Raw genomic sequence first — 25,152 nt, 5'->3', positions numbered from 1 at the left:
AAAGGAGTCGTCAGCATCAGATATGTCCTATGTAAACGATGTTTTATATTCAAGAGCTGTGGAGATGATAACACGGCACAGAGATTGCTTTATATAGATTGCTACCATGACAAAGATCGCAACGATCGTCACCGGAACTCCAAAGAGAGCGTATCTTTGAGGAGTACAGAGTATCACCACTATTATGAGAGGTTAGCCATGAATCGACCAAAGATTTTCTCAGCTTTTCTGTCAATCATCCTGTTGACCATTTTCCTCGGCTGTGCTTCGACGCAGAAACAGGAGGGAGTTGGAGAGTATGTCGACGATACTGTCATTACCGCCAAGGTCAAAGCCGCAATCATGGGCGACAGCTCCCTGAAAGCGACTGAGATCAACGTCGAAACATTCAAGGGTGTGGTGCAGTTAAGCGGCTTCGTTAATTCTCAGTCCGACATCAACAGAGCTATCGACCTTGCCCGGGGTGTCCAAGGGGTGACATCGGTCAAGAATGACATGCGACTCAAATAATGGCGCTTCGCTCCGGGCCCTAAACCTCCCGGAGCGAGGGCTGCAAACGGATGCCGAAAGAGCGGCCATGACAAGAATCTTCTGTGCCGCGTCAGTCTGCATCCCCGGCGGTCGCTCATATCCTCCACGAAGACATGGAGAGGCACGAACGGCTGATGTATCGCAAAAGGAGAACTCCAATGCTTGAAACAATTGCAGTAATTCTGGTTATCCTCTGGATTTTAGGACTTGTTTCCTCCTACACCATGGGCGGTCTTATTCATCTTCTCCTGGTTGTCGCCGTCGTGGTGATCCTACTGCGCGTCATTCAAGGCCGACGTGTGTAAAGCACCATGGCAAAGGATTTGATTGTGCCGTTTATCCCTGCAGACAGGCCGAATTTTTCGAAACGATGAACACAGGAGACATCCCGTATGAGCGAGAAAGATGAATACACCGAGAAGTTTGTTGCCGAGCTGGATGTAGTCCAGGCCAGGCTGGACGAGTTGAAGAACCAGCGGAAGAAGCTTGCAGCCGATGAACAGATCAGACATGCCCGACAAGTTGAGGATTTGCAGAGGATGGCCGACGCGACCAAGGCCAAACTCAAAGAAATGGCTGAGGCCGATGACGACGCCTGGAATCTGCTCAAGGACGGAGTAGAAAACATCTGGGGCGACCTGCAGTCTACATTGGAAAATACAGTCACCACTTTTAAGGAGTGATCCGACATGAATTTTTCTCCTCGACGTGGCGGCGCAGTTCGTTCAGGCCGGCCGCTGAGGAAAACCTGCACATTGCAGCAACCAACACTCCAGTAAGGGGGATCAGATGAAATCAGGCACACAGGACAAAGTTGAAGGCAAGTTGCACCAGGTGAAAGGCGCGATCAAGGAGGCTGTCGGCAAGGCGACCGACAACCAGGAACTGGAAATCGAAGGCAAGATCGAAAATCTGGACGGCAAAGTTCAGGAGAAGGTCGGCCAGATCAAAAAGGTAGTCGAAAAGTAGCATACAGAAGCAGAGGACGTGTGCAGAGGTGCACAGTCCAGAACCGCAACCATCCGTATGCAATCTGAAGAACAACAGTGGAGAAGGAGTGTCAACCATGGGAGACAAGGGCGGCAAGAAGGGCAAGGATAAAAGTCAGAAGCAGAGCGACAAAAAGCAAAAACGGAAAGACAAGGACAAAGTCGACAAGCAGCCGAAAAGCAATCTTTTGCCGTAACTCCTTCGTCAGCAGATGGTGATCGGCGCGCCGGTCGCGGCTGCCATTTGCTTCTCAAATAACCCCCGGGTTCATGTGCAGTCAGTACATGAACCCGATGGCGTACACAACCAGTATAGAAGGAATTTCATGAATACTACCCACCCACCGGCACTCCTGACGCCAAATGAGTGTACGAAAACCATCTTCGAACTCAGCGGAGTGGAAGTTGAACCGGCTGTCGCCGCTGACCTGTGGGCCAGAATATCGAAGCACAAGTGGCTTCTCTCGGAAAAGCTCGGCAGGGACGTCGGACTGCGGACGGCCTGCATCGATTTCCTCGAAAACACGGAACAGGCCCCTGAAGAGTACCTGAGCTATCAGCGCAAGACAATTCTCGATGCAATGGGGGCCCAGACCATCGGTCGCGATATGTGGGATACCATCGCCGATTCGCAACCTCCCAAGCAACTGATCCAGCGGAGGATCATCCTTCCCCTTCTCGAACAGAACCTGGCGACCAAGCACGGGGTTGTTCCCCCCAAGGCCATCGTTTTTTTCGGACCTCCCGGCACCGGCAAGACCCATTTCGCCAAGGCGATAGCCGGCGTCCTGTCCTGGCGCTACATCGAGATCGTCCCCAGCATGCTGATGACCGACGGGGTGGAGAAGATCGGCGCCAAGCTGCGGGCCGTCATGGAGGAGGCACGGAATCTTGATGAAGTCGTCCTGTTTATCGATGAATTCGATGAGATCGCCGGCAGTCGTGACGTTGCCGACCGTATCGACAAGTCGATTACCAATGAGTTCCTGAAGCAGATTCCTCTCTTCAAGAGCCAGCCGAACAAGATATTGCTCGTTTGCGCCACCAATTACATCCGCGATCTCGATGCCGCCATGCTGCGTCCGGGAAGGTTTGACTGCATCATTCCGGTCGGCGGGCTGGACAGGGAGGGGCGGGCAACCATCCTTCAACACTATCTTGGCAAACTCAATACCGGCCGGATCGATCTCGATCTCCTGGTCGAGTTGACCATCGGCTTCACGCCTGCCGATATCCAGTATCTCTTCCAGCAGGTTGCCCTTGCCGCCTTCGAACAGGAACTTGCCGACCGCAATGACTACCTGGTCACCGCGGCCACCTTCATTGACATCGAACCAAAGGTTCTTCCGTCTTTAAGCGCTGAGATGATTTTAGAATTTGAAAAAGACAGCATCAGTTTCTCGCGGGTCTGACACCTTGGATCCGGCACCAGCCGATCTTAGAAAAGGGGGTAAGTTTATGAAAAATGCACTCTGCGCCGCTGTCGTTTTTACCGGCGCCTTCCTGCTCCAGTTTTCAGCAGCCCATGCCGCCGAATGTTCCGGATCGTGGCAGGTCGTGCCGAACTATAACTCCGGAAGCGGCGGCCCCTGCGCAGCCATTGGCCTGGACACCCATCGGCCCACCTGCCAGCCCGGTCAGCGCTATGCCACGTATTGCGACGACGCCTCCGGCGGTCGGTACCGGGTCTGCCAGAGTGATGTGCCCTGCGGACAGGATCGGCACAGAGACTACCGCGATGATGACAGATACAGAGATGACCGGCAGGATTACAGAGGAGATCACTATCGCAACTCCGGCGATGGCAACCGGAATAATTGGTGAAACCAGGTTCCGGCAAACGCCTTGGCCGATGTGTGCAGCCGGCCGCGGCAGTTCAGGGTGTTATTTTTGCATGACGGCTCTGGTCTGAGCCTGAAAGCATGTGGTTGTGCCCGATGGCGGGCACGAAGAGGAGTCAGGATACCAACCCATCACACAAGGAGAACAGAGAGATGAAAAAACACGTTTTGCTGGCAGTAGGGATATTCCTGGTCGGGGTGTGCGCGTCACCTGCCTTTGCTGCCGTATCGCTGAAACGACTGGGGGATCACCCGTTTTATCGTCAGACCATGACCTCCGAGGCAGACCTTCGGACGATGGTTGATCAGAACGGCGCCGATCTGGAGGCCGGGTTTGTCAAGGCCGGTAATCCGGAGCTGTATCCGGATTTCATGCGCCAGTTCCCGACCGCCGAAATTGAAACCATCCAGGTTGCCCCCGGGGAGCAGTTAGACTGGATGCTCTTCAGGAAAAACGGCACAGGTCCGGTGACGGCAATCAAGGATGTGACCTGGGAGGGGGAGGCAGCCTTCGATGCCTACAGGTTCTACATCGACAAGGATGGCCAGCGGTACCAGTTTGTCGTTCCCGTTATCTGCGGCAACGTCAGCCTGAGCAATGTCGAGGCGATTCCGCAGCCTGTCAACCAGAGTCCGGTCTGCACCATGACCCTGTCCACCACCGAGCTCAAATGCGGTCAGGTGGTCACTGTTGACGCCAGCGGTTCTACCGATGCCGATGGCACCATTGCCAGCGTGGTCTTCCGCCTGCTGGATGCCTCCAATCAGGTCGTGAGCGAGAAAATCGACACGGAAGCCCCCTATGTCCAGGAGTTCACCATCCCCTGTGAATCTTCCCAGTATACGGTCACCGCTGTGGTGATCGACAATACCGGTGCCGAATCACGGCCTGACGATTGTCTGCAGACCATGAAGATCGAGATTGCGGAGCGCAAGGGAGGACCGGTGGTCGATATCGGTTACGCCCATCAGTTCGATCCGGCCAACTATGTCTTCGCCCGAGTCGGCTATGAGTACCCCTTGACGGAGAAATTTTCCGTGCTGGGAATGGTCGGCGGGTTTGCCCGTTTTGAGGGCGACGATGGCGAAGACGCTGCCTTCATTGCCGATGCCCTGCTCAATTACTACTTCAACGACAAGCTGTACATGGGTGGCGGGCTCGGTTACTGGTCCGGAAACGATGGTGAGATCGATCTGATCGTCAACATGGGATACCTGATTCACGAGACAGCAGCCGGCATGAAGACCTCGCTCTTTGTCGAAGGACGCTGCTTTGCCGAAGAACTGATTTCCAGCGATGCGAGCCGTCTGGGCGTGGGCCTGCGCTTCCAGTTCTAGACGTGAAAAAAGCCCGCAAGAAAACCCGCGGGAAGAGACAGTGTCCATCCATTGTGTTCCGGATGGACACTGTCATTTTGCGTGAGCTTCTCCCGGTCTCAAGCCACTACCTGGGAACGCCCACCGTTGTATTGATCCAGCATCCTATTTTTTATCAACAACCTCGGCATGAGCATGTTTGCCTGCATCGGTCACATTGACATCTTCGACCGTGGCCTGGATGTCTGAACCGCTCTCCATGTTTTTTTGGGCCATGGTCGCTTGAAGATTGCCCTTGACCTAGTGGACTTTGTCTTTCTTTTTGCCCTTCTGTTGGTGTTTCATCGTCTATTCTCCTTCTGGTTTGAGGTTGAGTCAGGTGAGTGGGCGATCTTCCAAGACCTGTCGGAGGACCGCCGTGTAGGTGGCGACTAGCCCGTATTCTTCATTGATCGTGGAACATGGCTCTGTCGATGGTCATGTTGTTGAACACCATCTTGACCCCGTGGACGTCGATCACCAGTTGTGTTATCAGGTTTTTTTCAGGCCAATTGCCGACCTTGCCTTCCAGTTTGACCACGCCGTCTTTCGTTTCGACAATGATATCGAGTGAACTCGTCGAGTGATGATACAGCAGTGTCGTCTTGACCAGGGCAGTGATGGAGGCATCATCGATGGCCTCTCCCGCAACCGTTGGCGTCAAGGCCACAGGTTTGTGGCCTGCCTTCGGCGTGGCGGTGGGTACTGAAATCTCATTGCTGACCTTTCGGACACCTTGAATGTCCCGGGCGTACCTGGAAATCAATTTCTTCTGGGCCGCACTGGCGGCCTCTCCGCGCAGGGTCACGGTGCCATCCTTGGCGCTGATCTCGATCGTGTCGGCGTCGATGTTCTGATGAAACCACAGTATCGATTTTACCCTGGAAACGAGCCAGGCATCGGAATTCTCGGCAGGGACCTGCCCATGTTCTTTCAGTCTGATTTCAACCTGCTGGACTCCCGGCAGGCTGGCAACTGTTTCCCGGGCCAGTGCTTTGTGGGATTCGTCCGACACCGTCCCGGTCAAAGTGACAACGCCATTTTGATACAGCATGTGTATGTCGTCGCCTTTGAGAAAGGACTTGAACACATAGGATTTTCTGACGGTTGATTCAATGTATTCATGTGGCTTGGGGGCAAACAGAGGGCGATTGAGAGAAAACAATGCAGCCACAGATTCTAGCAGATCCAGACGAGGCGTAGATTTTCTCATGGCGTAGTGCTCCTTTCTCCGAGGTCCATTTCATCACCATCGATGGAATATCTTTTCCACTAACCAACACGAACAACGCTCTCTTTCTCCCCATTCTCCTGCCGACGATGACGTTCCACCGGTACTTGCTGAGACTGTATCTGCAATTGTTCGATAACTTAATAATTGCAAACTTTGTGCCAGCGCTTCGATCTGTGGCACAAAGTGGCCATCTTCCCGATTTGAAGGAATAAAGCATTGAGCAAAAACTCTATCGTGACCACGACCAGGGCGGGGCGAAAAAGGTCAGATATGGTCAGAGGTTGAATACAACCTATTTCACAGGAAGAATGATGATGGCCAGACAGGGCGGTTCCATATATTTTATTGATATAATACAGGTCCTTATGATCAATAAGCGGTATAGGGGCGACCTGGCACAATAATTGGAACTCTGTAGACAGCTGAACAAGAAACGTCCAGCAACGTGGCTGGTGAGCCTATCGCTCTGTTTGATTCCGTATCCAAATTTTTGCCACAACTTTGTGGAGAGGATGAACTGGTATGAAAACAAGAAATGTCATGATCTCGTATGTCGGTCTTTTTCTCTTTGTCGTCACCATGGCGGCCTGTGCTTCGGAGCCAAGACAGCAGACGACGGAAGAGGTGATTCAGAAGACCACCACGACGACCCAAACACCTATCAGCCAGGAGAGGAGGACCACGACGACGACTACCGAGAGTCAATAGGTGCCGGTCCGTTCAGCGGTTAACAGCCTGCAGAGAGCAATTCTGCGGATTGCAAAGTCTCATACCCGATGCATATCAACATAACTTTAAAGGAGAATTCCATGAAAAAAACCATTTCAGTCGTATTTGCCTTAGCACTCCTGGCAGCACCGGGCGCAGTATTTGCCCAAAACAACGTGTCTGTCAGAACAGTCACCACGGAATCCGCCGGGACTATCAGCGAGATCAATCCCGACACCCTGATCATCCGGTCGGAAACCAGTTCATCGCCGATGAACTACACCTACACCAAGAGCACGACCTATGTTGACGATGCAGGTATGCCCGTCTCCATGGAGACGGTAAGATCAGGGTTGCCGGTGACGGTGTATTACACCCAGGAAGGCGATCGAATGGTCGCGACCAAGGTAGTGGTTCGTAAGACCACGACCACGACCGAAGGGGTGCCTACGATCGAAAAGAAACAGACCACGACGACGACAACGAGTGAAACGAAATAGGTCGTTCTCGGTGTGCAGTGCCGCAAACCCGCAGGAATATCCCGGCGGGTCTGCCGGTTATCGTGGGTCAATAAAGGTCGGCCTTCCTCCATCTCTTCGTTATAGATAGGCCGAAGGCCTGCAGTATTTGAACGATTTGGTCCTTGAACAGGGATGAATCGCAAAACCGGAACAGGAGATACCACTATGTTGAAAAAGAGCGTGCAGGTACTGGCAGTGACATGCCTGATCGTCACTGGGAGCAGTTTGTCTGTGAGCGCGGCGGGAGAGGACACGCAGGGTCAAATCGATGGCATCATGAGCGCATTGCCGAAATTCGCCGTGCCGATGCGTGAGGTGGGGGACAGATTCCAGAACATGTTTTATGCCGCCGAGGGTGGGAACTGGGCTCTGGCGTCGTATATGTCCAAGTACATGGACAATGCCATGAATCCGGCCAAGATCACCAAGCCGAAAGAATATCCGGACTGGGCGACATTCTATAAGGAAGAGTTTGCCCCGGTCAACAACGCCATCGCGGCACAGGACATGGCGACCTTCACCAAGGAATACACCGCCGTCATCGCCTCATGCAATGACTGTCATGCCGGTATGGGCTATGGCTTTATAAAGGTGGTCAAACTGACATCGCCGCCGGACCAGGGGATCGAGTATAAACTGGCCTCCAAGGCGGTAGATGTGCCGAAATAACCATCCCAGTACAGAAAGCTCCACTACAGACCGCACTGTTCAGTCGTTGGACAGGCGGTCTGTATTCTTGATGTGTATCTATGAAGAAAGCTATTGACTCTCGGTGAGTTATCTCTGATCTGAGTTTTGCTGAGCTCTAATTTCCCGGTCGTTGATCCAACCACCGCGAACAAAGAAGAAGAGTAAGAGTATGGATGGACGATTTTCCCATGTTGCCGGATTATCGACTCTTTTCAAGCATGTGTTTCTCTCTTTGACGGAAACATTGCAGGATGGACACGTTGTGCTCAGTTCCAGCGGTAAAGTGAAGCGATTCTGGCTGGTTCATTTTCAAAAAAAGTATGTTCAGCGACAACTTTCACGCCGTCACGGTACCTGCAGTCAATGCGGCACATGCTGTAAGATGCTGTTCACCTGCCCCTTGCTGACAAGACAGAGGGGCTGCCTTTGGTACAGCACATGCAGGCCGCAATCCTGCAGGATTTTCCCCATTGATCAACGGGACATTGACGAAGTAGCTCTTTGCGGCGGTCAGTGCGGGTACAGTTTCATCAGAGAAGGGTCAGCGAAGGCCAAAAAAGAAGCGGTGCAAACAGAAAAAGAAACGGATCGAAATGAAACCGTGGGCTGACTGAGAAGAATAAAATTTCGAACTAATGAGGATTATTATGAAAAAATTGAGTGCGGTGGTACTGGCGTTGGCATTGATGACCCCTCTTGCATCATGCACCGGTCAGTACAACAAAGGCCAATCAGGGGCTGTGATGGGAGGAGTGGGCGGGGCTGTGGTTGGGCAGGCTATCGGAAAAAGTACCGAGGCAACCTTGATCGGTGTCGCCGTTGGCACAATGCTCGGGTACATCGTCGGTAATGAAATGGATAAATACGACCGCCAACAGCTCAATTACGTGTATGAGACCGGCCCATCCGGACGGCAGAGCAGTTGGCAGAATCCCGATTCTGGAAACACCTATACGGTCACCCCCCAGCCCGCGGTCCAAAGTTCATCCGGTACCTGTCGGAAAGCAGAAATTCAAGCGGTGATCGATGGGAGAAATGAGACAACCTATTCAACAGCTTGCCGTGATGCCAGCGGTCGGTGGGTCATTCAATAGCAACACGATTCATCCCGCAAAACGAAGTGTTTGTGGTCACAAGGTCCTGATTCGGGTGCATCTGTCGAGCGAGTGTGGACGACTTGCAGGCTGAGGGCACCCTCGTTTTTCGCGACCGACTTTCTTCTTTATTCCATGTGCGCTCGAGCTGTTTGGAGAGCAAAATCTTTATCCTTTGTAAATATACTCCACTTCATTTTTGATGAATGAATCCCGGCTTTCTTGTCTTGACCTCTGCAGAGATACCAATGACCAAATCGTTCGACCGTAGAAAAAGGATGATTTTCTGTGCAGAACAGCCCGCATGGCCTGAACTCTTTGTAAAAAATAGTCTCATCCGGGTCTTCACCAGCTAACATATTTGCAGGCAGTGCGATTTGAGATACGTCCACGTTTTCGGCTTCTTTTTGATCGAGCCAGTCTGAAATTTTCATTTTGGTAGTACCCTTGAGAATTTTAATTGGTGTCGGAAATCCGTTCGCATTTAAACATCAGACATTCAGTAGGAAGGTAAATTGTGAGATCAATGCCAAATCGGTTGAGATTGGATTTGTCTATCTCAACCCTGAGGGTTTCGAATCTTCAACGAAAATTAATTGTCCAGAAACATCTCTTCTAACTGTCCATTTCTCAGGTTATAGTATACCTGTAATGGCTGCTAAAAAGAATGTTTCTAAACTTCCATTATCATTTTATACAGGCAGTATTATTTATTTTGAGCGTGATGCTCAGAAACTTATAATGATAACTTTAGACCTCTACCTCTGCAGCGGGTAATGCACTTGAGACTTGGTGAATAATATATGGATGCGACGAACATTGTTCAAAGAATTTTTATCATCGGCTACGTGGTCGTTGTCGGCTTTTTCCTGTTTTGCGGGTTTTCCCTTATTGTCATGGCTGGACTGGAACTCTGGCATGGACTCTGGGTTTCCGAACAGGCCTCGCTGCGAAACCGATTCGATTCAATATTGGAGAGCATTGGGCTGTTGACTATCGCCGTTGCAGCGCTCGAATTGGGCCAGACCGTTCTCGAGGAGGAGGTCGTGCGAAAGGCGGGAATGAGCGCACCGACGCGCGTGCGGCGTTTCCTGTCGCGGTTTATGATTGTGGTTGTCGTGTCACTGTCGATCGAGTGCCTGGTGGCTGTTTTTCAACTCATGCACAAAGAGCCGACGCTATTGCCTCAAGCAGCAATGATAGGGGTGGCGGCTGCAGGGTTGTTGATTGCATGGGGGTTCTTTCTGAGACAGAACGTACACGTCGAGGAACTCGAACCGGAGGCCATGGCTGAGGTGAAAAGCGAGGATCAGTAGCTGGATTAATCAGCAGTATCAACCGCATACAACCTGCAAAGTTGTCAAAGATCAAACTTTTCAATCCTTTTGTTGCCAGGATTATCCGCCATTCAGTCCTGGGCGGATCTCCTCATCGTCCGCCATCAAATTCTGGAATTTTTTATTCCCCATGCACCATCTGATCCGGCACCTGAACCACATGCCGACAGCACGAAACTGATGAAAGAGCACGCACCAGAACAGTGGGAGAACGAAGGTGGGATGACTCCAGAGGAGCACTTGACCCAACACATGACCCCGGAGAAAGTATTCAAGATGAGACAGGCAGAACAATACCGAACACAGTGCATCGGTTGGCTCCGCGCCGCCGTCCTCGGCGCCAACGACGGGATCGTTTCCGCCGCCAGCTTGATCGAAAAACTTGAGTTATCCCTTTTTTCGTTCAGTAGATCACCCCATACCTCGTGTATATAAAAACAGGAACGCTGTTCCTGAGCCGACGATACCCCACCAAAAATCACCCCAACTCCATGATCCTTTGCTCCATACGTCCAGAAATTCTTTTATCACAGTTATCGTTATACCTGCACCATAGAGCGGCAACCAATAGACACCGAGCAGGGTCAAGGTAAAGCCCCAGAAAAAATGAAGCTGCAAGTCCCACCTGAAAATACGCATTACGATGAGAGCTGCTTTTTGATGTACTTGAAGAAGTGTCATGGTGGTGCTATTTTTTCTAATTGGCTGTCCGATTATCAGACAAAAAAATGTGATTTGGAGGAGTCTCTCTTCTGTGTATTTTAAATCAGTTTGTGAGCTTCATAGCATCCTTTTGGCCGTGTTTCGTTCGATAAAACCGTACCACGGGATGCTATGAAGATCTATACACTCAAAGTTTGATGATTTACATTACCGTGAAACCTTCAACCTCTTGTCAACAGGCCCTGCTCGTCTTTCTGCAGAGGGCCCGTTTTTTTACCGATTTTTCTGCGTAAGCCGGCCAGGCCGATCAGGCCGGTGCCAAACAGCAGCATCGTTGCCGGTTCAGGTACGGGTGCGGTAGCGGCAGACGCAGACCATGAAAAGTTTGCATTGTCCGCTCCCTGCCCGGTAAAATTCCAGACACCCGGTGTATCTTCAAAACCTGCTGCACTCATCGTACCCAATCCGTAAATATGAAGATTATAGCTCAAACCCTTGGTTTCCCAATTTGAGGTAGCAGAATCCATTTCAAACGAGAAACCACCAACTGACCAGAGTGGTGTGCCAGTGGCAGTAAATTCTGGAAGAAACTGGAAATTATTTATAATTCCAGCCGTGTTGCCGGAAAGGCCTGCATAATCACCAGTTGCCGTTGTTACCAGAAAAGTGTTGTCAGGACCACCATCATACCACCCACCAAAATCAATTCCCGTGGCGAGTGGTATTGTAGTGGCGTCACCCTGAGCATCAACAGGAGTATACGCACCTGTCATGCTTAGTCCACCTTCCAGCATCGCTGCATTGGCAGCCCCAACCGCACACATCGAGCCAATGACTGCCAGTGCTAAACTCTTTAACATTGTTTTTTTCATGCTTTTCTCCTTGAGACGAGATTTGACTGCAGAATCCAGATTCACAATTGAACCTGCGACCCTTCGAACAAAAAAAATCAATACCTTCTGAAGGCTTTGCAGAAAGGCGCTTTCCTGGTGCCTGTTTTTTGGGCGCAGGATGACAATCGGAGTACACAATGCTCCCCGCTTCTCCGAGTCCCGGCCTACGCTGGGATGACTGATTTTACAGGAATTTACTCTTGACGCTTCTGCCCTATCCTTCTCTTTTGGGTTAGGCAGAAAGGGTTTTTGATATCCGATTATAGAGTATCTTGCAGTTCTTGTGCCGGACGGTTGTTTATGTTTTCAAGTCGCCTATGCACCGGGTATTGATAGATAAACCTGTAAAATTCTTGGTGCGCCGGCAGGCGATAGTCTTTGAGAAAGGGCCACATGCAACCAATGGTCATGTAGCATCATTCCGGCTTCATCACTCAAGGTTGGGATGTGCCTTGGCGAAGACAGAGACATCAACACTGCGCGAACGGGATGATATTCAAAAAGGAAAGGCCCCCTTGCATCAGTGCCGATATTTTCGACGACTGGTCAACGGGGCCTTCCCACTTTTTGACCGGGCAGCAGTCCGGTATTTGAATTCAGCAGCACGGACTGCTGATGTCCGTTTCCATCATCGATGATCCCTGGGACTGGAAATTTCAGTGCTTGCCGGATTTTCCCTGCGCTTTATTCCCTTCTTGTTCCAGCGCCTTCTGCAGTCTGATTTTTTCTAGTTCTTCCGCGGTCAGTTCCTTTTGCGGTTGTTTTTTGCCGGGAGCTTTGCCCGTTTGCTGTCCTTCCGGCTGTTTATCCTGCCGCGGCTGCTCCACTGTCTGCCGGGGTTGTCTGTCCTGTCGCGGTTGCTCTACAACCTTGCCTGCGGGTTGGACGTTCTTCTGTTTCTCGACTGCCTTCCGCTGCTGCGATTGCTCTCGCGGCTGCTCCACTGCCTGCCGGGGTTGTCTGTCCTGTCGCGGTTGTTCTACAGCGTTGCCTGCAGGTTGGACGTTCTTCTGTTTCTCGACGTTCTCCCGCTTCGGTGATTGCACTCGCGGTTGCTCCACCGCCGGCCGGGGTTGTCTGTTTTGCCGCGGTTGCTCTACAACCTTGCCTGCGGGTTGGACGTTCTTCTGTTTCTCGACGTTCTCCCGCTTCGGTGATTGCACTCGCGGTTGCTCCCCCGTCTGCCGGGGCTGTCTGTCCTGCCGCGGTTGCGCTACAACCTTGCCTGCGGGTTGGACGTTCTTCTGTTTCTCGACGTTCTCCCGCTTCGGTGATTGCACTCGCGGCTGCTCCACCGTCTGCCGGGGCTGTCTGTCCTGCCGCGGTTGCTCTACAACCTTGCGTGCGGGTTGTACGTTCTTCTGTTTCTCGACATTCTCCCGCTTCGGCGATTGCACTCGCGGTTGCTCCACAGCGTCCCTTTCAGGTCGTACTTCCCTGGTGGGAGCTACCGGGCCTTTTCTCTGCTGCTGACCCCTCGGACTTTCGATCGTGCGTTGCGATGACGTACCCTGAGTGGGTTTCGCCGGCGCCATACGCTCGGGTCTGGCGTCTGGCCCTTCAACCTGCGCCGGTCGTGCTGGGCGCACCGATCTTTGCCCTGCCGGTTGATCTGCCTTTGCTCCGGTTCTGATGTTCCTTTGTTGCAATTTCATTTCCGATGCCGGCCGGTTCATCTCAGTCGCCGGCACGATATAGTTCGTGCTTATGGGTGCCTCGATACGGCCGTCGCGGCTGACGCGTCCTTTCTGCAGATTCCTGACCTGCTTCCGGATCATGGTCGAGTTTTCCCTCTCCCCCTGCCGAACTGCGGTCGCGTTGGTTTCGATCCGCCTGAGCACCGACACGTGGGGTTTGGCCTTTACCGTTCTGCTGGTGTAGGTGTACCGCCGGCTGTCCGTCAGGTAATTGTTGATGACGGTGTTGTTGACCACCGGCGCCGCGTTGTAGGTGTTGATGATCGTTGTCGAGGTGATGTTGCGCACCCGGACATCCCTGTAATCATCCACCCGGTATAAATTGTCGCGAGGGACGATGATAGCCTGACCGGCGTAGGCATACCTGCCGATATCGAGATTGATCCGGCCGATGTTGTCGGTATACTGCCTGTCATGGGCGCCTCCCCAGCGGCGGTGACTGTAGTAGGTCTCACGGGGTCCCAGCGGTACCCAGCCGACATAATTGTCATGATGAATCCACGACACCCTGCCGGGAGACCAGAAAAAACCGATGTCCAGCAGGGAAAGCCCGGCGCGTCTGCTCGCCACCGGCGGCGCCCAATACCACGAATCCTGGACATACATCCAGTTGCCGTAATGATGGGTGACGTAACCGAAAGGCTCCGAGGGAATCCACACCTGGTCCCCATGCCAGTCGGTCCAGCGGCCGGCGGTGAAGGGCGACCATCCCGAGGCGACGGACGTGGGCCGCCAGAACCAGCGCGATGACCCTTCATAGGATACGCTTTCCCATCTGCCATTCTCTTCGAGGGCATACGACTCGCCCCGGAGACTGGGGGGAAGATATTCGACCGAGCGTCCCGTGATCCTCGATTTTTCGGTCCAGAAACTGTCCCGGGCGACGTTCCACCGGTGCCAGTCGGCTTCGACGCCACCGTTGCCGGATGTGACCTGACCGGCGTCCGCAAGGATCGATGGGGAATCCGCCGCCACGTCGTAGCGGGCATCCGTTGCCGCGTGGATGAAACTGACCGTCCCCTCCACCGCAACGATCTCGACCGAGTTTTCACCGACGTAAAAATCGAAGGCCGTTCCCGGATAGGCCAGGACGTAACCGAAGGGGCTGGTGGCCTTGATGACCGTTTCGGAGCCTTTGTTATAGAACCGGGCTACCCCCGATGCCACATCGACTTCGGAAAGATCCGGGTCGAGGGCGATGAACTGGACCTGGGTACTGTAGCCGACCCTCAGCCAGGTGCCGTTGGGGACGTACATTTCCGCCCGCCCCTGGTTGCCTGAGAAGAATGTATCCTCCACTCCCAAGGGCGCATCGTTGACCATCGCAACCCAATCCTTGTCCGCCGGGACATACCGGAGCAGGTCCCCTTCGACGGAGTAGACGCGGCCTACCGTCATGACTGGCTGATTCGCCGCCGAAGCCTGCGAAACCATTGCCAGCGCCGCCAGAAACAAACCCATCGTACATTTCAGCCATGTCTTCATCGTTTTATCCTTGTGTCAGGTGGAAAGGGAATCAGCCAAGATTTTCTGCCGCGAAATCCCAGTTGATCAGCTTGTCCAACACCGCCTGGACATAGTCAAGGCGGCGGTTCTGGTAATCCAGGTAGTAGGCATGTTCCCACACGTCGATGGTGAGGAGCGGTTTCTGGCCTGCGGTCATCGGCACCTCGGCATTGGCGGTCTTGACGACCTTGATCTTGTCGCCATCCAGCACCAGCCAGGCCCAGCCGCTGCCGAACTGGGCCATGGCGGCAGCGGCCAATTCCTTCTTGCAGGCGTCCAGGGTGCCGAAGGACGCTTCGATCTTTTCCTTCAGCAGGGCCGGCGGTTGGCCGCCGCCGGCTGCCCGGAGGCTGTTCCAGTAAAACGTGTGGTTCCATATCTGTGCGGCATTGTTGAAAATCGTTGCCTTGTCCGGTTTGCCGGCCGTCTCGCTGATGATTTTGGGCAACGGCAGGTCCGCAAAGTCCGTTCCCGCCACCAGCTTGTTCAGGTTGTCGACATATCCCCGGTGATGCTTGCCGTAGTGGAAACCGAGGGTATTGGCCGAGATCACGGGGGCAAGGGCATTATCCGGGTAGGGCAGTGACGGCAGGGTTAATGGAGAGACAACTGCATGCTGATCAGTACTCATCGAATTTCCTCCGGGGAAGTGTTTGTTCCTGCCGTTGTCAGCGTCAGGGACGGATGGGTGAGATTGTCAATCGACAGAAAGCACAGAGATCCTGCCCTCTCTAAAGCAATTCGTATGCCAGGCAGGAGACGGGCGCATTCCTGTCGCCTATGTTTATGATATTGCAGGATAATCTGACTGGAAAAAAATGACCCGGACGGGCCTGGGGGCAATGTGGCAGGGCCATATCCAACCAGTGGTTATATGTGACCCTGCCTCTCGGTCGCCGTTCACACCGGTTGCAGCCTGGCTCCGGTGGCCGGTTCTCCATCCCGGAACCGTTTCGAAAAAAGCTTAGGGGCCGTTACGAAATAACCATTACATCTTCACCCATTTCGTTACGGCCACTTATGCCGGTATCGACACTCCACCGTTACGGTTATCTTTATGCAACGGCTTAGTGCAGAAACGACTTCAGGACTTCCTGCTCAAAGGCGTTGACGGCAGGATCGCTGTCGCTGTCCGATCGATTTTCGAGCAGCACATCCGGCTTCCGGTAGGTGATAAGGCTCTGGGCGTAGGTGCGGGTGTACAGGTTGTAGCTTGGCCGCCACAGGAGGCTGACTTTCGCGGAAGCATTGGCGTCGGAAGTCCAGTCCGCGAGCGATCTGGATTCGCCGGGACCATCGACCAGCGAAGATTTCGTCTCATGTTTGCCGGCAATGTCGGCGTCCTGATACACCAGCCGCCCGTCATTGCTGATTACCTGGGCGTTGCCGCCATGGTCGATCCGATGCGCCTCCAGCCGGGTCGAGGTAAAGGTGTGGCTCGTGCCGTTTTTCAAGCGCGCGGAGATGTTCGTGGGCGGCATGTCGTTCCCGGAGTTGACCGAGCGGCGGAAAGTGACCTTGTCGCCGCTGTCCAGTTGCCCGGCGACGACTTGGACGGCCTCCAGCCACCTGGGCTGGGTCCACTGATCTTCCAGCATCGGTACCAGCACGATGTTATCGACCTTGTTCCGGACCCCGTTGAGATGGCGATTGACCGCGCCGGCACGTCTGCCGAGAGTGGCGAGGGCGTTCCCCCAGCCGTCATTCATGACCTTCTCGTCGCGCCAGGAAAGGAAGATCGTCTCAACTTTTCCGACGTTGGGGATGGCAAGCAGGGTATTGACGTTGTTGAACGGATCCTTGGCGTTAAAAAACGGCATGAAGCTGAATTCAAACTGACGGCAGCCGCTCTCTCTGACGGCCGTGGCCAGATTGGCGGCGCTGGCGCCGGACAGCCGGGTGAGCCCGACTGCGGCAAAGCCCTTGCGTTCCGCCGCATAAACATTGCCGCACAGCAGCAGACCGACAAGAGCGCACGTACAACAGGTGATGATGTTCATCTCGTCCTCCGTATGGATCAAAACAGGCTGTGGCCGATACCGGCGGCGCAGCCGTGGCAACAGGGATTACCGGCGAGGTTCACCGAGGCGGCACCGGTTGCCGCCGCGATTCAGTTCAGATCTTTCTGGAGCCTGAGCTGATTGGAATGCTCCCGCCTCTTGTTGGCAAGATACTGCCCCTTGTCCATCTCGTGCAATTGCAGCGGGAATCGGGCCGTCAGATCGTACCAGTGCTCTATCTGCCGCTCAAATCGCTCGCTGCCGGGCGTTTCGAGTTCATCCATGAACGTCTGGATGGCGAGATACGAACGGACCGCCGTCCGCTCCAGGGAGCCCCTGGCGCCATCGACATAGACGGGCTTTCCCCGTCCATCGACGGCGCTCGTGCTGAAACCCTTCTTGTCCCGGCCTATCGTCGCATAGTAGCTGGCCATGGCCGTGCGCGCCAGGGCGCCAAAGCTGTAATCGTAACGGAAATGGATGAATGTCCGGTCGTTGGCCAGTGGCGCCGCTTCAAACCTGCTCCGGTGATCCTTCGTGCCCAGCGGGCCCTTGGCCCCGGCCAGCTCGATATCGATGTATTCCTGTTGCGCCGCGGCGACATGAAAAGTCAGCTCCAGCTCATAGGCATCTTTCGGGGCCTGGTAATATTTGCGGCCGCTGTACAGCGTCAGGAACTGTTGGTCGGATGCCTGGCGGAAGGTGCACGCCTTGATATTCAGGAGCATGAAGTTGATATCACACCAACTCTCCGGCGTCTGCAGTGCATCCATGACGGGCGCAAAGGGGGAATCGAGAATGCCGTACACATCAACGCGCAATGCGCCGGATTCCTCGATGGACTCCAGATACAGCGGCATGCCGTATTGATTCTTCTCCAGGTCGGCGGTGATCGCGGCATGTTTGGCAAGCAGCACCTGGCCGCTGCCGGAGACCGACTCGGCAGCCGGGGCATCATCCGGCCGGCCAAGCGTTGCCGCCCATACGATAACGGCCAGCACGGCAAGGATGATGCAACGTCGTGAGTGGGACATAGGTCACTCCTTCTGATAAACTACTTTTCGCTCTTTAGAGCCATTTGACGAAGATATGGCCGAACGCCTCCTTGAACTTCTGCAATGGAGATCTTTTTCGCCATGTTTCCAGGTGGATCTGGTCGGATCTGGCCAGGTCCATGGCAAACATCTCTTCCATTTTTCCTGCAAAATCGCGGTTCAGGACAACCACATTGACCTCGTCATTGCTGAGCAGGCTCCAGTAATCGAGGTTGGTGGAGCCGACCGTCGACCAGATACCGTCAATGGCCGCGGTCTTGGCATGCAGTATCGAGTCGCGGCGTTCATAGATCTTCACTCCGGCCTGCAGCAGGGCGGTATAATTGTACCGTGCGGCATGAACGGCCATTGCCGAATCGCTGGTGGCGGCGAGGATGATCTTCACATCGACCCCACGCCTGGCGGCAGCGCCCAGGGCGTCCAGTATCTGGTCGTCGGGGATGAAATAGGCGTTGGTCAGGTGTATCGAATGTTCGGCAAAGGTGATGGCGGAGACATAGACGACAAAGGTGATCCTGTTGTCCTGGCCCGGGGTGCTGCCGACCACCCGCACCAGGGCCGGACCGTGTTCCTGCTGGACAGGCAGATAGTCCCGTTCGATCAGTTCCGGTCCCTGCTGCTTCTGCCAGGTCTGGAGAAAGAGCTTCTGGGCCTCGGTCACTGCCGGGCCTTCAACCTGGACATCGGTGTCGCGCCATGGCAGCGGCTGGCCTTTGGTTTTTGCCCGGCCGGAAAGCCTGCTTGAATAGACGGAACTGATATTGATGCCGCCGATAATGGCGATCCTGCCATCAACGATGAGGATCTTGCGATGGTCCGGGTGGATCAGGAACCATTCGCCGTTCGGCTTCAGCGGATTGACCGGATTGAATTCGACGACCTGAATACCGGCGTCCCGCAACCGTTTGAAAAACGCTTCCGGGGTATCCAGGCTGCCGATGCTGTCATAGATGATGTTGACCTGAACCCCTTCGCCCTGCTTTTGCAGCAGCAGGTCGATGAACTGCCGGCCGATCGCATCATCTTCGAGGATGAAGGTCTCAAGGTTGATGTGTTCTGTGGCCTGCCGTATGGCTGTGAACATTGCCGCATAGGTTGCCGGGCCATCGGCCAGCAGGACGACGCTGTTGCCCCTGGTCAGCGGGCTCTCGGTAACCGATTCCACCACGGCGGTATGGCGTTCGAGGATATCGGTCGGATCAACCGATCGCTGCAGCCGTTCCATGATGGCGGCGCTTTGCCGGGGTGACAGCAGACCGCCGGCGGCAACGATCCGGCGGGGTTCCTGGGATGTCGGCGTCTCGTCAATCATTTTGGCCACGTTCGGCAGACGGGCACAGCCGCCGCCCTGGAGCAGAACGGACAGGGCCAGCACCATTACCCACAGCTTCGTATTTTGCAATCCCCGCGTCATACTTGTGACATCCAGAGAAAAAGATATATAATGATTTTAAATAATTGTGTTTCCTGTGCCGGCATACCAGTTACGGCTGCATCTCCGGCAGCTTGCCGGCTGTCTGCCCACAAAAGAGGACCAGTTCTTCAATGACAATCCGTACCGCGCTGCTGGCCGCCAGGACGCCGCCATAGGGATCATCGCTTGCCGAAGGCACGCTGGCGTCGAACTCACGCGAACCGAGAATCTTTCGGGTTGCGCTATCGAGCAGATGCGCACGCAAGGTGAAATGGACCGAGCCCGGTATTTTCAGGAATTCATGCTGCAGGCGAACGATTTCCACATCGAGGCGCAGCTGACCGGCCGCACTGGTGGGCGCCTGGATGACGGCACTGAATTGACCGCTGCGTTCCAGTGCCGTCACCATCAGGGGCAGGAGCATGGCAGCCGGTGTATCGACCCATTGGCTCTGGCGGAAATATTCGAAGGTGTGCAGCTTCCGGATATAGACGATCTGCCGGCTGTCAAAACCCGATGCAGCGCGGGGGGTGCTGATAATCAGGGCGGGCGCACCCGTTTTCAGCGGCTGGGCCGGCCTTTTCTCCATCATCGATTCCGGGCTGTCAAATGAATACAGCGTCGGCGGTGGCGATTTGGCCGGGAGCAGCATGGAACAGCCGGACAGCAGCGATGCCAGCAGAAGGACCATGGCGCCATACCAGTAACGTTGGGTTTGGTTTACGGCAGGTATCATGGTGCTATCGTTCTCCTGGGCCCAGAGGCACGGGTTGGCGACCGCGCAGCAGACTGCTGGGGTTGCGTTCGGTCTGCTCGCTCAATCGTCGCAGAGAGACAAGCAGGGTATTGAGTTCGGCGAGCAGCCGTTCAGTTTCCGGCAGGGTGTCACCGGTGAATTGATGCACGCCCGAACCCACATCGGCAAAAACCACTCTGGCGTCGGTGCTGGCAAGAGTCGCCTCCCTGGCCATTGCCCCAACGGCATCGGCCGCCTTACTGATGCGATTCAGCATGGGGTCGATCTGCGGCGCTGCGCGCGAGGTGTCGTCGGCGGTTTTGGCGGCATTCGTGATAAATGAGCTGATGTCCTGGCGGTGAGCGGCAATCGTGCTCAGCACAAGTGCGCTGCTGGCGAGAATTTTTTTCACTTCCTCCCGATTTTCATCGTCAAATATGGCGTCAACGTTTGCCGAGGTTCGGTCAAGTTTGGCGAACACCGAGGTCAGAACGTTTTCCAGTCGGGTGTTGAGAGAGGGTTTCGACCGGATCCTCGGGTACTGATCCGGCGCCTTTGCCGCCAGAAGGGGTGAACCCGGTGTACTGCCGCTTAATTCAACATAGGCGATACCGGTCAAACCCTGGGTTTTCAATACCGCCACGGTGTTTTCTCTGATGGGTGTTCCTTTCTCGATCGCGAACAGCAGCCGGACTTCCTGCGGGTTGGCTGGATCGAGCTCGATTTGCTGCACCTTGCCGACATCTACGCCCATATATTTCACGGGCGCATCAACATTGAGGCCGGCCACCGATTCATTGATGACCGACATATACAGGCCATATCCTTTGACCTTGCCGGAGCCGACCGCAAGCCACAGAACGCCGGCGATGAATATTGCGCAAAGGGCAAGCACAAATACGCCGACTATTGCATAATTTACTTTTGTGTCCACGGCTTTCCCCTGGTGTGTTGTTGATCTCCGGCCTGGGTCTGCGCCTGAGCCTGGGCCGCCCTGCCGCGTGGTCCGTCAAAGTATCCGCGAATAACAGGATGGTCCATTTCCGCCAGTTCCGCCATCGAGCCTACGCCGACCACCTTGCCTTCGCCAAGCACGGCGACCCGGTCGGAGACCTGCCACAAAAAATCCAGATCGTGGGTGATGATGACGATAGTCGATTGGTAGAGCTCATGCAGGCTGCGCACCAGGGTATCGATGCCGGCGGCCCCGGCCGGGTCCAGGCCGGCAGTCGGTTCATCGAGAAACAGCAGCTCCGGATCAAGCGCCAGGGCCCGGGCCATGGATGCCCGTTTGAGCATGCCGCCGCTCAACTCGGTGGGATACTGCAGTCCCGCCTCCGGTGCGAGGCCGCTCAGGGTAATCTTCCAGGCTGCAAGTTCATCAATCAGCGTGTCTGCAAGATCGGTATGCTCACGTAACGGCAGGCCGACGTTGTCCCGGACATTGAGTGTGCCGAACAGGCCGCCGTGCTGGAACATGACACCCCAGCGCTGACGCAGAACGTGTGCTTCCGCTTTGGAGAGTGTCTGGATGTCGGTATTCAGGATCTGTATCGATCCCGAATCCGGGCGATGCAGCATGATCATTTCCCGCAGCAGGGTTGATTTACCCGTGCCGCTGCCTCCGACGATGGCGTATATCTCACCCTGCCGAACATGAAGATCCAGATCGGCATGCACCACATGGCTGCCGAAACGGGTGCAGAGCTGGCGCACCTCGATGACGGCCGGGTTCTTATTTTCGGCAGTAGTGCCCTGATCAGTTGCGACAGGCATATCAAAGCCCCAGGATGCTGAAGATGACCGAAAAGCCGGAATCGAGGATGATGACGATAAAAATGGACTGGACGACGCTGCGGGTCGTCTGTCGGCCGACGCTGTCGGCATTGGCCTTGGTGCGAAACCCCTGATAACAGCCAACGATGGCGATGATGGCGGCGAATACCACAGCTTTGCCGACCCCGACCAGCAGGGCTGACAGGCCTATCTTGCTGCCAAAGCGGGCGAGAAATTCGTGGAAGCCGACGTCGAGCTGCGAGCGCGCCATGAACATGCCGCCAAAGACCCCGGTGACGTCGGCAAAGACTGTCAATAATGGCAGGGCCACCATCAGGGCGATAATTTTGGGCAGGACGAGAAAATCGATGGGCTCGATGCCGATGGTGCGCATGCCGTCAATTTCTTCGGTGACCACCATCGTGCCGATCTGCGCGGCATAGGCCGAGCCTGACCGCCCGGCGATGATGATGGCGGTGATCAGTGGTGAGAATTCGCGCAGCATTGCATACCCGACCAGATCGACCACGAATATATTCGCGCCGTAATGCCGGAGCTGATCAGCGCCCTGATAGGCGACAACAATCCCCAGTAAAAAAGCTGTCAGGCCGACGATCGGCAGGGCGTCAAAGCCGGAGATCTCGATATTTTTCAGGACCTGTCGCCAGCGCCAGCGGTTCGGCTGCAGGCCGATGCGCACCAGGGCAAGCGCGCATTCTCCGATAAAGCTGAGCAGGGCAACCATACCTTGCCAGGCGGCCGCACCATTCCTGCCGATTTTCTCCAGAAATGATCGGCGCGGTGCCCTGAGTACGGGGATATCGATCTGCTTTTCAATGACATCCAGCAGTTTCTGCACGTTCACAGGCCAGTCACGCAGACGTACAGACCGTCCTGCAGTCCGTATTTTTTTACATTGCTGTTGCAGCAGCCATACCCCGACGCTGTCGATTGCCTCCAGCTGGGAACCATCGACCACGACTTCTACAGCCTCGGAATCGCCTATCGCCTCCAGCTTCCGATCTGCGCCGGCTACCGTGCGCGCAGTCCAGCAGCCGGATAGTACGAAGAGTCCGGGTTGTGGTTGGGAGATGTCGGCTGGACTGAGTCGGGGCTGCATGTGATCGCCGGAGGGTTGTTAATGAATGATCTTGGATACTCTTCTGCAGCAAACCTCAAAATGGATGGTCTTCCGCCTGCCCGGATCACTTTTCGTCGGACAGTTTTTCGTGCAGGGCGATTCGGGCCAGGCGATCCAGGTCGGCGTCGGTGACTGTTGGAAGAACGTGTTTTCGATACAGCTCCTTATGAACAATACTGACTATTGCCACCAGCGGTGCCGCGACCAGCACGCCCAGCACCCCGAAGGCGGCCACGCACAGAAGCATGGAAAAGATCACCGCCAGCGGGTGGAGTTTCATGCCGCGGGCCATGAGGAAAGGAACGATTACATTATTTTCCAATGCCTGCACGGCGATGTAGGCGATCAGGACCCACAGCGGGGTCATCCCCCCCTTGCCGAGGGCGAGCAGGATTGCCGGAACGGTGCTGAAGATCGGACCGAGAAAGGGTATCACTTCCAGCATCGCCGCCGTCATCCCCAGAACCAGCGCATCCATGATACCGAAGATCGGCCACATCAGCAGGAATACCAGCAGACCGATGGTCACCATTCCCATCACTGTCGCCCCGGCCCAGGCGGGAACGAATTTGCCGATGCGCTGCATGATGATCAGGCCCCGCCCGTGGTGTCGCTCGGGCAGCATGGCGAACATCATGCCAAAGACCGGACGGGGATTCATCAGCATGAACACCACGCCAAAGAACACCGTCACCAGAACGACCAGGATCTGCGCGCCGTTGAAGGCCACGGCGGTGAAACTGCCGAGGGCGCCCTTCAGCATGTCCATCAGACCGGAGCGAAGAGACGGCGACGCTTCCGCCGGTTTGGCGGGGACCGTCTGCGGCAGGCGGGGGTGGGCTTCCAGCTTGGCCGCCGCCGGATCGTCGAGGGCGATCTCCGTCCTGACCTCCGCCTGCAGCTTTTTCTCGAACAGCACGGCCTGCTGCTCCATTTTGATCAACGGCTTCTGCAGGCGTTCCCAGTAATCGGGCACCGCATCCGAAATGCTGATGATCGAGGCCTTCATCGGCCCGAACAATGCCCAGCCCATCAGCGCAATGCCGGTGATCAACCCGGCCGTCATCAATCCCGTGGGCAATTTTCTGCCGCCGGTCAAGGCCCGCATCCGGGAAATCACCGGATTGACGGCGAGAGAGATCAGCAGCACCAGCAAAAAGGACAACAGGATGGGGGAAAGCAGCGAGAACGTCTGGATGAAGGCCAGCAGCGCCGCGCCCAGGATCACATGGAAGGCAATCGAGCGCGGCGTCTTCTCTGGCCCGGGGTTGGCCGGGATGTCGGTCTGGTCGTTGTTGTTCACTTGGCCATTGCTCCTTGCGCACGGCAACCGGAGATCAGGGTTGTGCTGTTCCGGCATCTTCTCGAGCAGGATTTTGCCCGGAAGATGCATTGCCTAGATTCTGCCGAGCAGGAGCAGGATCACCAGGATCAGTACGATCAGGCCGACTCCTCCGGTCGGTGCATACCCCCAGGATCGGCTATGCGGCCAGATAGGGATGATTCCCACGAGTGCCAGTACCAGAATGATCAGTAAAATTGTGCCTATTGACATGATGAATCCTCCTGTTGCCGGCGGTGAAGGTGAAACAATAACGCCTTCACCTCCGGGTATCTTTATGGGGCGATACTTCTTTGGTTGAATGGTTGAGCCTCTTTCAGGACCTATTTCCTGACGGGTTCTTCCTTTTTGAACAGCAGACCGGACGGGATTTGGCCGATGAGGACGGGCCCTTGCCCTCGACCCTGGCCTGCGGGTAATACGGGCGATACCCTTCCACCTTCAGCTCCACAGGGTCATTCCCCTCGCTGGAGCGACTCCATTCCCAATCGCTGCCGAAATCTTCGCTGAATTGACGGGCCTGCTCGCTGGTAAAATGATGTTTGATAGACATGGTATTTTCCCCCTGCAATGAGGTTGATATGCCGATACTCCTGTTTTTCCTGGATGGCGGCGTCAAAGAGCTCCC

The 25,152-nt window shown here is 55.0% G+C and carries 29 protein-coding genes and 1 pseudogene; 14 read left to right on the top strand and 16 right to left on the bottom strand.

Annotated elements, in window-relative coordinates; all coding sequences use genetic code 11:
• The first annotated feature begins 198 nt into the window (after positions 1 to 198).
• The 7 genes from HNQ81_RS13710 to HNQ81_RS13680 all read left to right on the top strand — a co-directional run bounded on the left by HNQ81_RS13710 (position 199) and on the right by HNQ81_RS13680 (position 4,699).
• Positions 199 to 510, top strand: coding sequence for a BON domain-containing protein (locus HNQ81_RS13710; RefSeq protein ID WP_183351871.1), 312 nt, complete (start codon positions 199 to 201; stop codon positions 508 to 510).
• A 179-nt stretch (positions 511 to 689) separates the two neighbouring features.
• Positions 690 to 836 (top strand): lmo0937 family membrane protein, encoded by a 147-nt coding sequence (locus HNQ81_RS13705; protein WP_183351870.1) that lies wholly within the window; start codon positions 690 to 692, stop codon positions 834 to 836.
• Between the two features lie 87 nt (positions 837 to 923).
• On the top strand, positions 924 to 1,214 hold the full coding sequence (locus tag HNQ81_RS13700; protein WP_183351869.1) for a sll1863 family stress response protein: 291 nt from the start codon (positions 924 to 926) through the stop codon (positions 1,212 to 1,214).
• A gap of 106 nt (positions 1,215 to 1,320) precedes the next feature.
• Positions 1,321 to 1,500: a CsbD family protein gene (locus HNQ81_RS13695; RefSeq protein ID WP_183351868.1), complete on the top strand. Its 180-nt coding sequence runs from the start codon at positions 1,321 to 1,323 to the stop codon at positions 1,498 to 1,500.
• 346 nt (positions 1,501 to 1,846) lie between these two features.
• Positions 1,847 to 2,932 carry an ATP-binding protein gene (locus HNQ81_RS13690; protein ID WP_183351867.1) on the top strand — a complete coding sequence of 362 codons (1,086 nt, stop codon included), beginning with the start codon at positions 1,847 to 1,849 and terminating at the stop codon, positions 2,930 to 2,932.
• 46 nt (positions 2,933 to 2,978) lie between these two features.
• Positions 2,979 to 3,344, top strand: a complete 366-nt coding sequence (locus HNQ81_RS13685) for a hypothetical protein (protein ID WP_183351866.1) — start codon at positions 2,979 to 2,981, stop codon at positions 3,342 to 3,344.
• A 170-nt stretch (positions 3,345 to 3,514) separates the two neighbouring features.
• Positions 3,515 to 4,699: a hypothetical protein gene (locus tag HNQ81_RS13680; RefSeq protein ID WP_183351865.1), complete on the top strand. Its 1,185-nt coding sequence runs from the start codon at positions 3,515 to 3,517 to the stop codon at positions 4,697 to 4,699.
• Positions 4,700 to 5,123: 424 nt separating this feature from the next.
• Here the strand turns inward: HNQ81_RS13680 and HNQ81_RS13675 are convergent, their stop codons facing one another.
• On the bottom strand, positions 5,124 to 5,930 hold the full coding sequence (locus tag HNQ81_RS13675; protein ID WP_183351864.1) for a BON domain-containing protein: 807 nt from the start codon (positions 5,928 to 5,930) through the stop codon (positions 5,124 to 5,126).
• 543 nt (positions 5,931 to 6,473) lie between these two features.
• On the opposite strand from HNQ81_RS13675, the gene HNQ81_RS13670 reads away from it, so the two are divergent.
• The 5 genes from HNQ81_RS13670 (at position 6,474) to HNQ81_RS13650 (ending at position 8,964) form a co-directional block, all read left to right on the top strand.
• Positions 6,474 to 6,659 (top strand): hypothetical protein, encoded by a 186-nt coding sequence (locus tag HNQ81_RS13670; RefSeq protein ID WP_183351863.1) that lies wholly within the window; start codon positions 6,474 to 6,476, stop codon positions 6,657 to 6,659.
• A gap of 101 nt (positions 6,660 to 6,760) precedes the next feature.
• Entirely contained in the window at positions 6,761 to 7,159 is a 399-nt protein-coding gene (locus tag HNQ81_RS13665; RefSeq protein ID WP_183351862.1) for a hypothetical protein, read from the top strand.
• Between the two features lie 186 nt (positions 7,160 to 7,345).
• Entirely contained in the window at positions 7,346 to 7,849 is a 504-nt protein-coding gene (locus HNQ81_RS13660) for a hypothetical protein (RefSeq protein ID WP_183351861.1), read from the top strand.
• A 190-nt stretch (positions 7,850 to 8,039) separates the two neighbouring features.
• Positions 8,040 to 8,480, top strand: coding sequence for a hypothetical protein (locus tag HNQ81_RS13655; RefSeq protein WP_183351860.1), 441 nt, complete (start codon positions 8,040 to 8,042; stop codon positions 8,478 to 8,480).
• A 37-nt stretch (positions 8,481 to 8,517) separates the two neighbouring features.
• Positions 8,518 to 8,964 carry an RT0821/Lpp0805 family surface protein gene (locus HNQ81_RS13650; RefSeq protein ID WP_183351859.1) on the top strand — a complete coding sequence of 149 codons (447 nt, stop codon included), beginning with the start codon at positions 8,518 to 8,520 and terminating at the stop codon, positions 8,962 to 8,964.
• A gap of 128 nt (positions 8,965 to 9,092) precedes the next feature.
• On the opposite strand, the gene HNQ81_RS13645 is transcribed toward HNQ81_RS13650, so the two are convergent.
• Positions 9,093 to 9,398, bottom strand: coding sequence for a hypothetical protein (locus HNQ81_RS13645; protein WP_183351858.1), 306 nt, complete (start codon positions 9,396 to 9,398; stop codon positions 9,093 to 9,095).
• A 369-nt stretch (positions 9,399 to 9,767) separates the two neighbouring features.
• Here HNQ81_RS13645 and HNQ81_RS13640 point away from each other — a divergent pair, with 369 nt between their 5' ends.
• Both HNQ81_RS13640 and HNQ81_RS18185 read left to right on the top strand, forming a co-directional pair.
• Complete coding sequence (locus HNQ81_RS13640) at positions 9,768 to 10,280, top strand: hypothetical protein (RefSeq protein WP_183351857.1); 513 nt, start codon at positions 9,768 to 9,770, stop codon at positions 10,278 to 10,280.
• Positions 10,281 to 10,577: 297 nt separating this feature from the next.
• Positions 10,578 to 10,676 (top strand): annotated as a pseudogene (locus tag HNQ81_RS18185) (VIT1/CCC1 transporter family protein); the annotation flags it as partial.
• Between the two features lie 36 nt (positions 10,677 to 10,712).
• Here the strand turns inward: HNQ81_RS18185 and HNQ81_RS13635 are convergent.
• The 14 genes from HNQ81_RS13635 to HNQ81_RS13570 form a co-directional block, all read right to left on the bottom strand.
• The gene (locus tag HNQ81_RS13635; protein WP_183351856.1) at positions 10,713 to 10,982 is read right to left on the bottom strand and encodes a hypothetical protein; all 270 of its coding nucleotides are present in this window, start codon (positions 10,980 to 10,982) and stop codon (positions 10,713 to 10,715) included.
• Positions 10,983 to 11,185: 203 nt separating this feature from the next.
• On the bottom strand, positions 11,186 to 11,836 hold the full coding sequence (locus HNQ81_RS13630; protein ID WP_183351855.1) for a PEP-CTERM sorting domain-containing protein: 651 nt from the start codon (positions 11,834 to 11,836) through the stop codon (positions 11,186 to 11,188).
• Between the two features lie 677 nt (positions 11,837 to 12,513).
• Entirely contained in the window at positions 12,514 to 15,039 is a 2,526-nt protein-coding gene (locus tag HNQ81_RS13625; protein ID WP_183351854.1) for a DUF6600 domain-containing protein, read from the bottom strand.
• A gap of 31 nt (positions 15,040 to 15,070) precedes the next feature.
• Complete coding sequence (locus HNQ81_RS13620; protein ID WP_183351853.1) at positions 15,071 to 15,691, bottom strand: superoxide dismutase; 621 nt, start codon at positions 15,689 to 15,691, stop codon at positions 15,071 to 15,073.
• Between the two features lie 436 nt (positions 15,692 to 16,127).
• The gene (locus HNQ81_RS13615) at positions 16,128 to 17,060 is read right to left on the bottom strand and encodes a hypothetical protein (protein ID WP_183351852.1); all 933 of its coding nucleotides are present in this window, start codon (positions 17,058 to 17,060) and stop codon (positions 16,128 to 16,130) included.
• Positions 17,061 to 17,170: 110 nt separating this feature from the next.
• Positions 17,171 to 18,094: a hypothetical protein gene (locus tag HNQ81_RS13610; protein ID WP_183351851.1), complete on the bottom strand. Its 924-nt coding sequence runs from the start codon at positions 18,092 to 18,094 to the stop codon at positions 17,171 to 17,173.
• A gap of 34 nt (positions 18,095 to 18,128) precedes the next feature.
• A complete protein-coding gene (locus HNQ81_RS13605) occupies positions 18,129 to 19,529 on the bottom strand; it encodes a phospholipase D-like domain-containing protein (RefSeq protein WP_205240255.1) in 1,401 nt (466 codons plus the stop codon).
• Between the two features lie 70 nt (positions 19,530 to 19,599).
• Positions 19,600 to 20,265, bottom strand: a complete 666-nt coding sequence (locus HNQ81_RS13600) for an ABC-type transport auxiliary lipoprotein family protein (RefSeq protein WP_183351850.1) — start codon at positions 20,263 to 20,265, stop codon at positions 19,600 to 19,602.
• Between the two features lie 4 nt (positions 20,266 to 20,269).
• Positions 20,270 to 21,199, bottom strand: a complete 930-nt coding sequence (locus tag HNQ81_RS13595) for an MlaD family protein (protein ID WP_183351849.1) — start codon at positions 21,197 to 21,199, stop codon at positions 20,270 to 20,272.
• Positions 21,184 to 22,041, bottom strand: a complete 858-nt coding sequence (locus tag HNQ81_RS13590) for an ABC transporter ATP-binding protein (RefSeq protein WP_183351848.1) — start codon at positions 22,039 to 22,041, stop codon at positions 21,184 to 21,186. The genes HNQ81_RS13595 and HNQ81_RS13590 overlap by 16 nt, the downstream gene beginning before the upstream one ends.
• Position 22,042: 1 nt before the next feature.
• The gene (locus tag HNQ81_RS13585; RefSeq protein WP_492212468.1) at positions 22,043 to 22,906 is read right to left on the bottom strand and encodes an MlaE family ABC transporter permease; all 864 of its coding nucleotides are present in this window, start codon (positions 22,904 to 22,906) and stop codon (positions 22,043 to 22,045) included.
• 340 nt (positions 22,907 to 23,246) lie between these two features.
• A complete protein-coding gene (locus tag HNQ81_RS13580) occupies positions 23,247 to 24,485 on the bottom strand; it encodes an AI-2E family transporter (RefSeq protein ID WP_337833459.1) in 1,239 nt (412 codons plus the stop codon).
• 93 nt (positions 24,486 to 24,578) lie between these two features.
• Complete coding sequence (locus HNQ81_RS13575) at positions 24,579 to 24,737, bottom strand: DUF3309 family protein (protein ID WP_183351846.1); 159 nt, start codon at positions 24,735 to 24,737, stop codon at positions 24,579 to 24,581.
• A gap of 103 nt (positions 24,738 to 24,840) precedes the next feature.
• Positions 24,841 to 25,077, bottom strand: coding sequence for a hypothetical protein (locus tag HNQ81_RS13570; protein WP_183351845.1), 237 nt, complete (start codon positions 25,075 to 25,077; stop codon positions 24,841 to 24,843).
• Positions 25,078 to 25,152: the final 75 nt, after the last annotated feature.

This window comes from Desulfoprunum benzoelyticum (assembly GCF_014201505.1).
Taxonomy (GTDB): domain Bacteria; phylum Desulfobacterota; class Desulfobulbia; order Desulfobulbales; family Desulfocapsaceae; genus Desulfoprunum; species Desulfoprunum benzoelyticum.
Note: the sequence above shows the minus strand (reverse complement) of the source record. Positions and strands in the feature narration are given on the sequence as shown.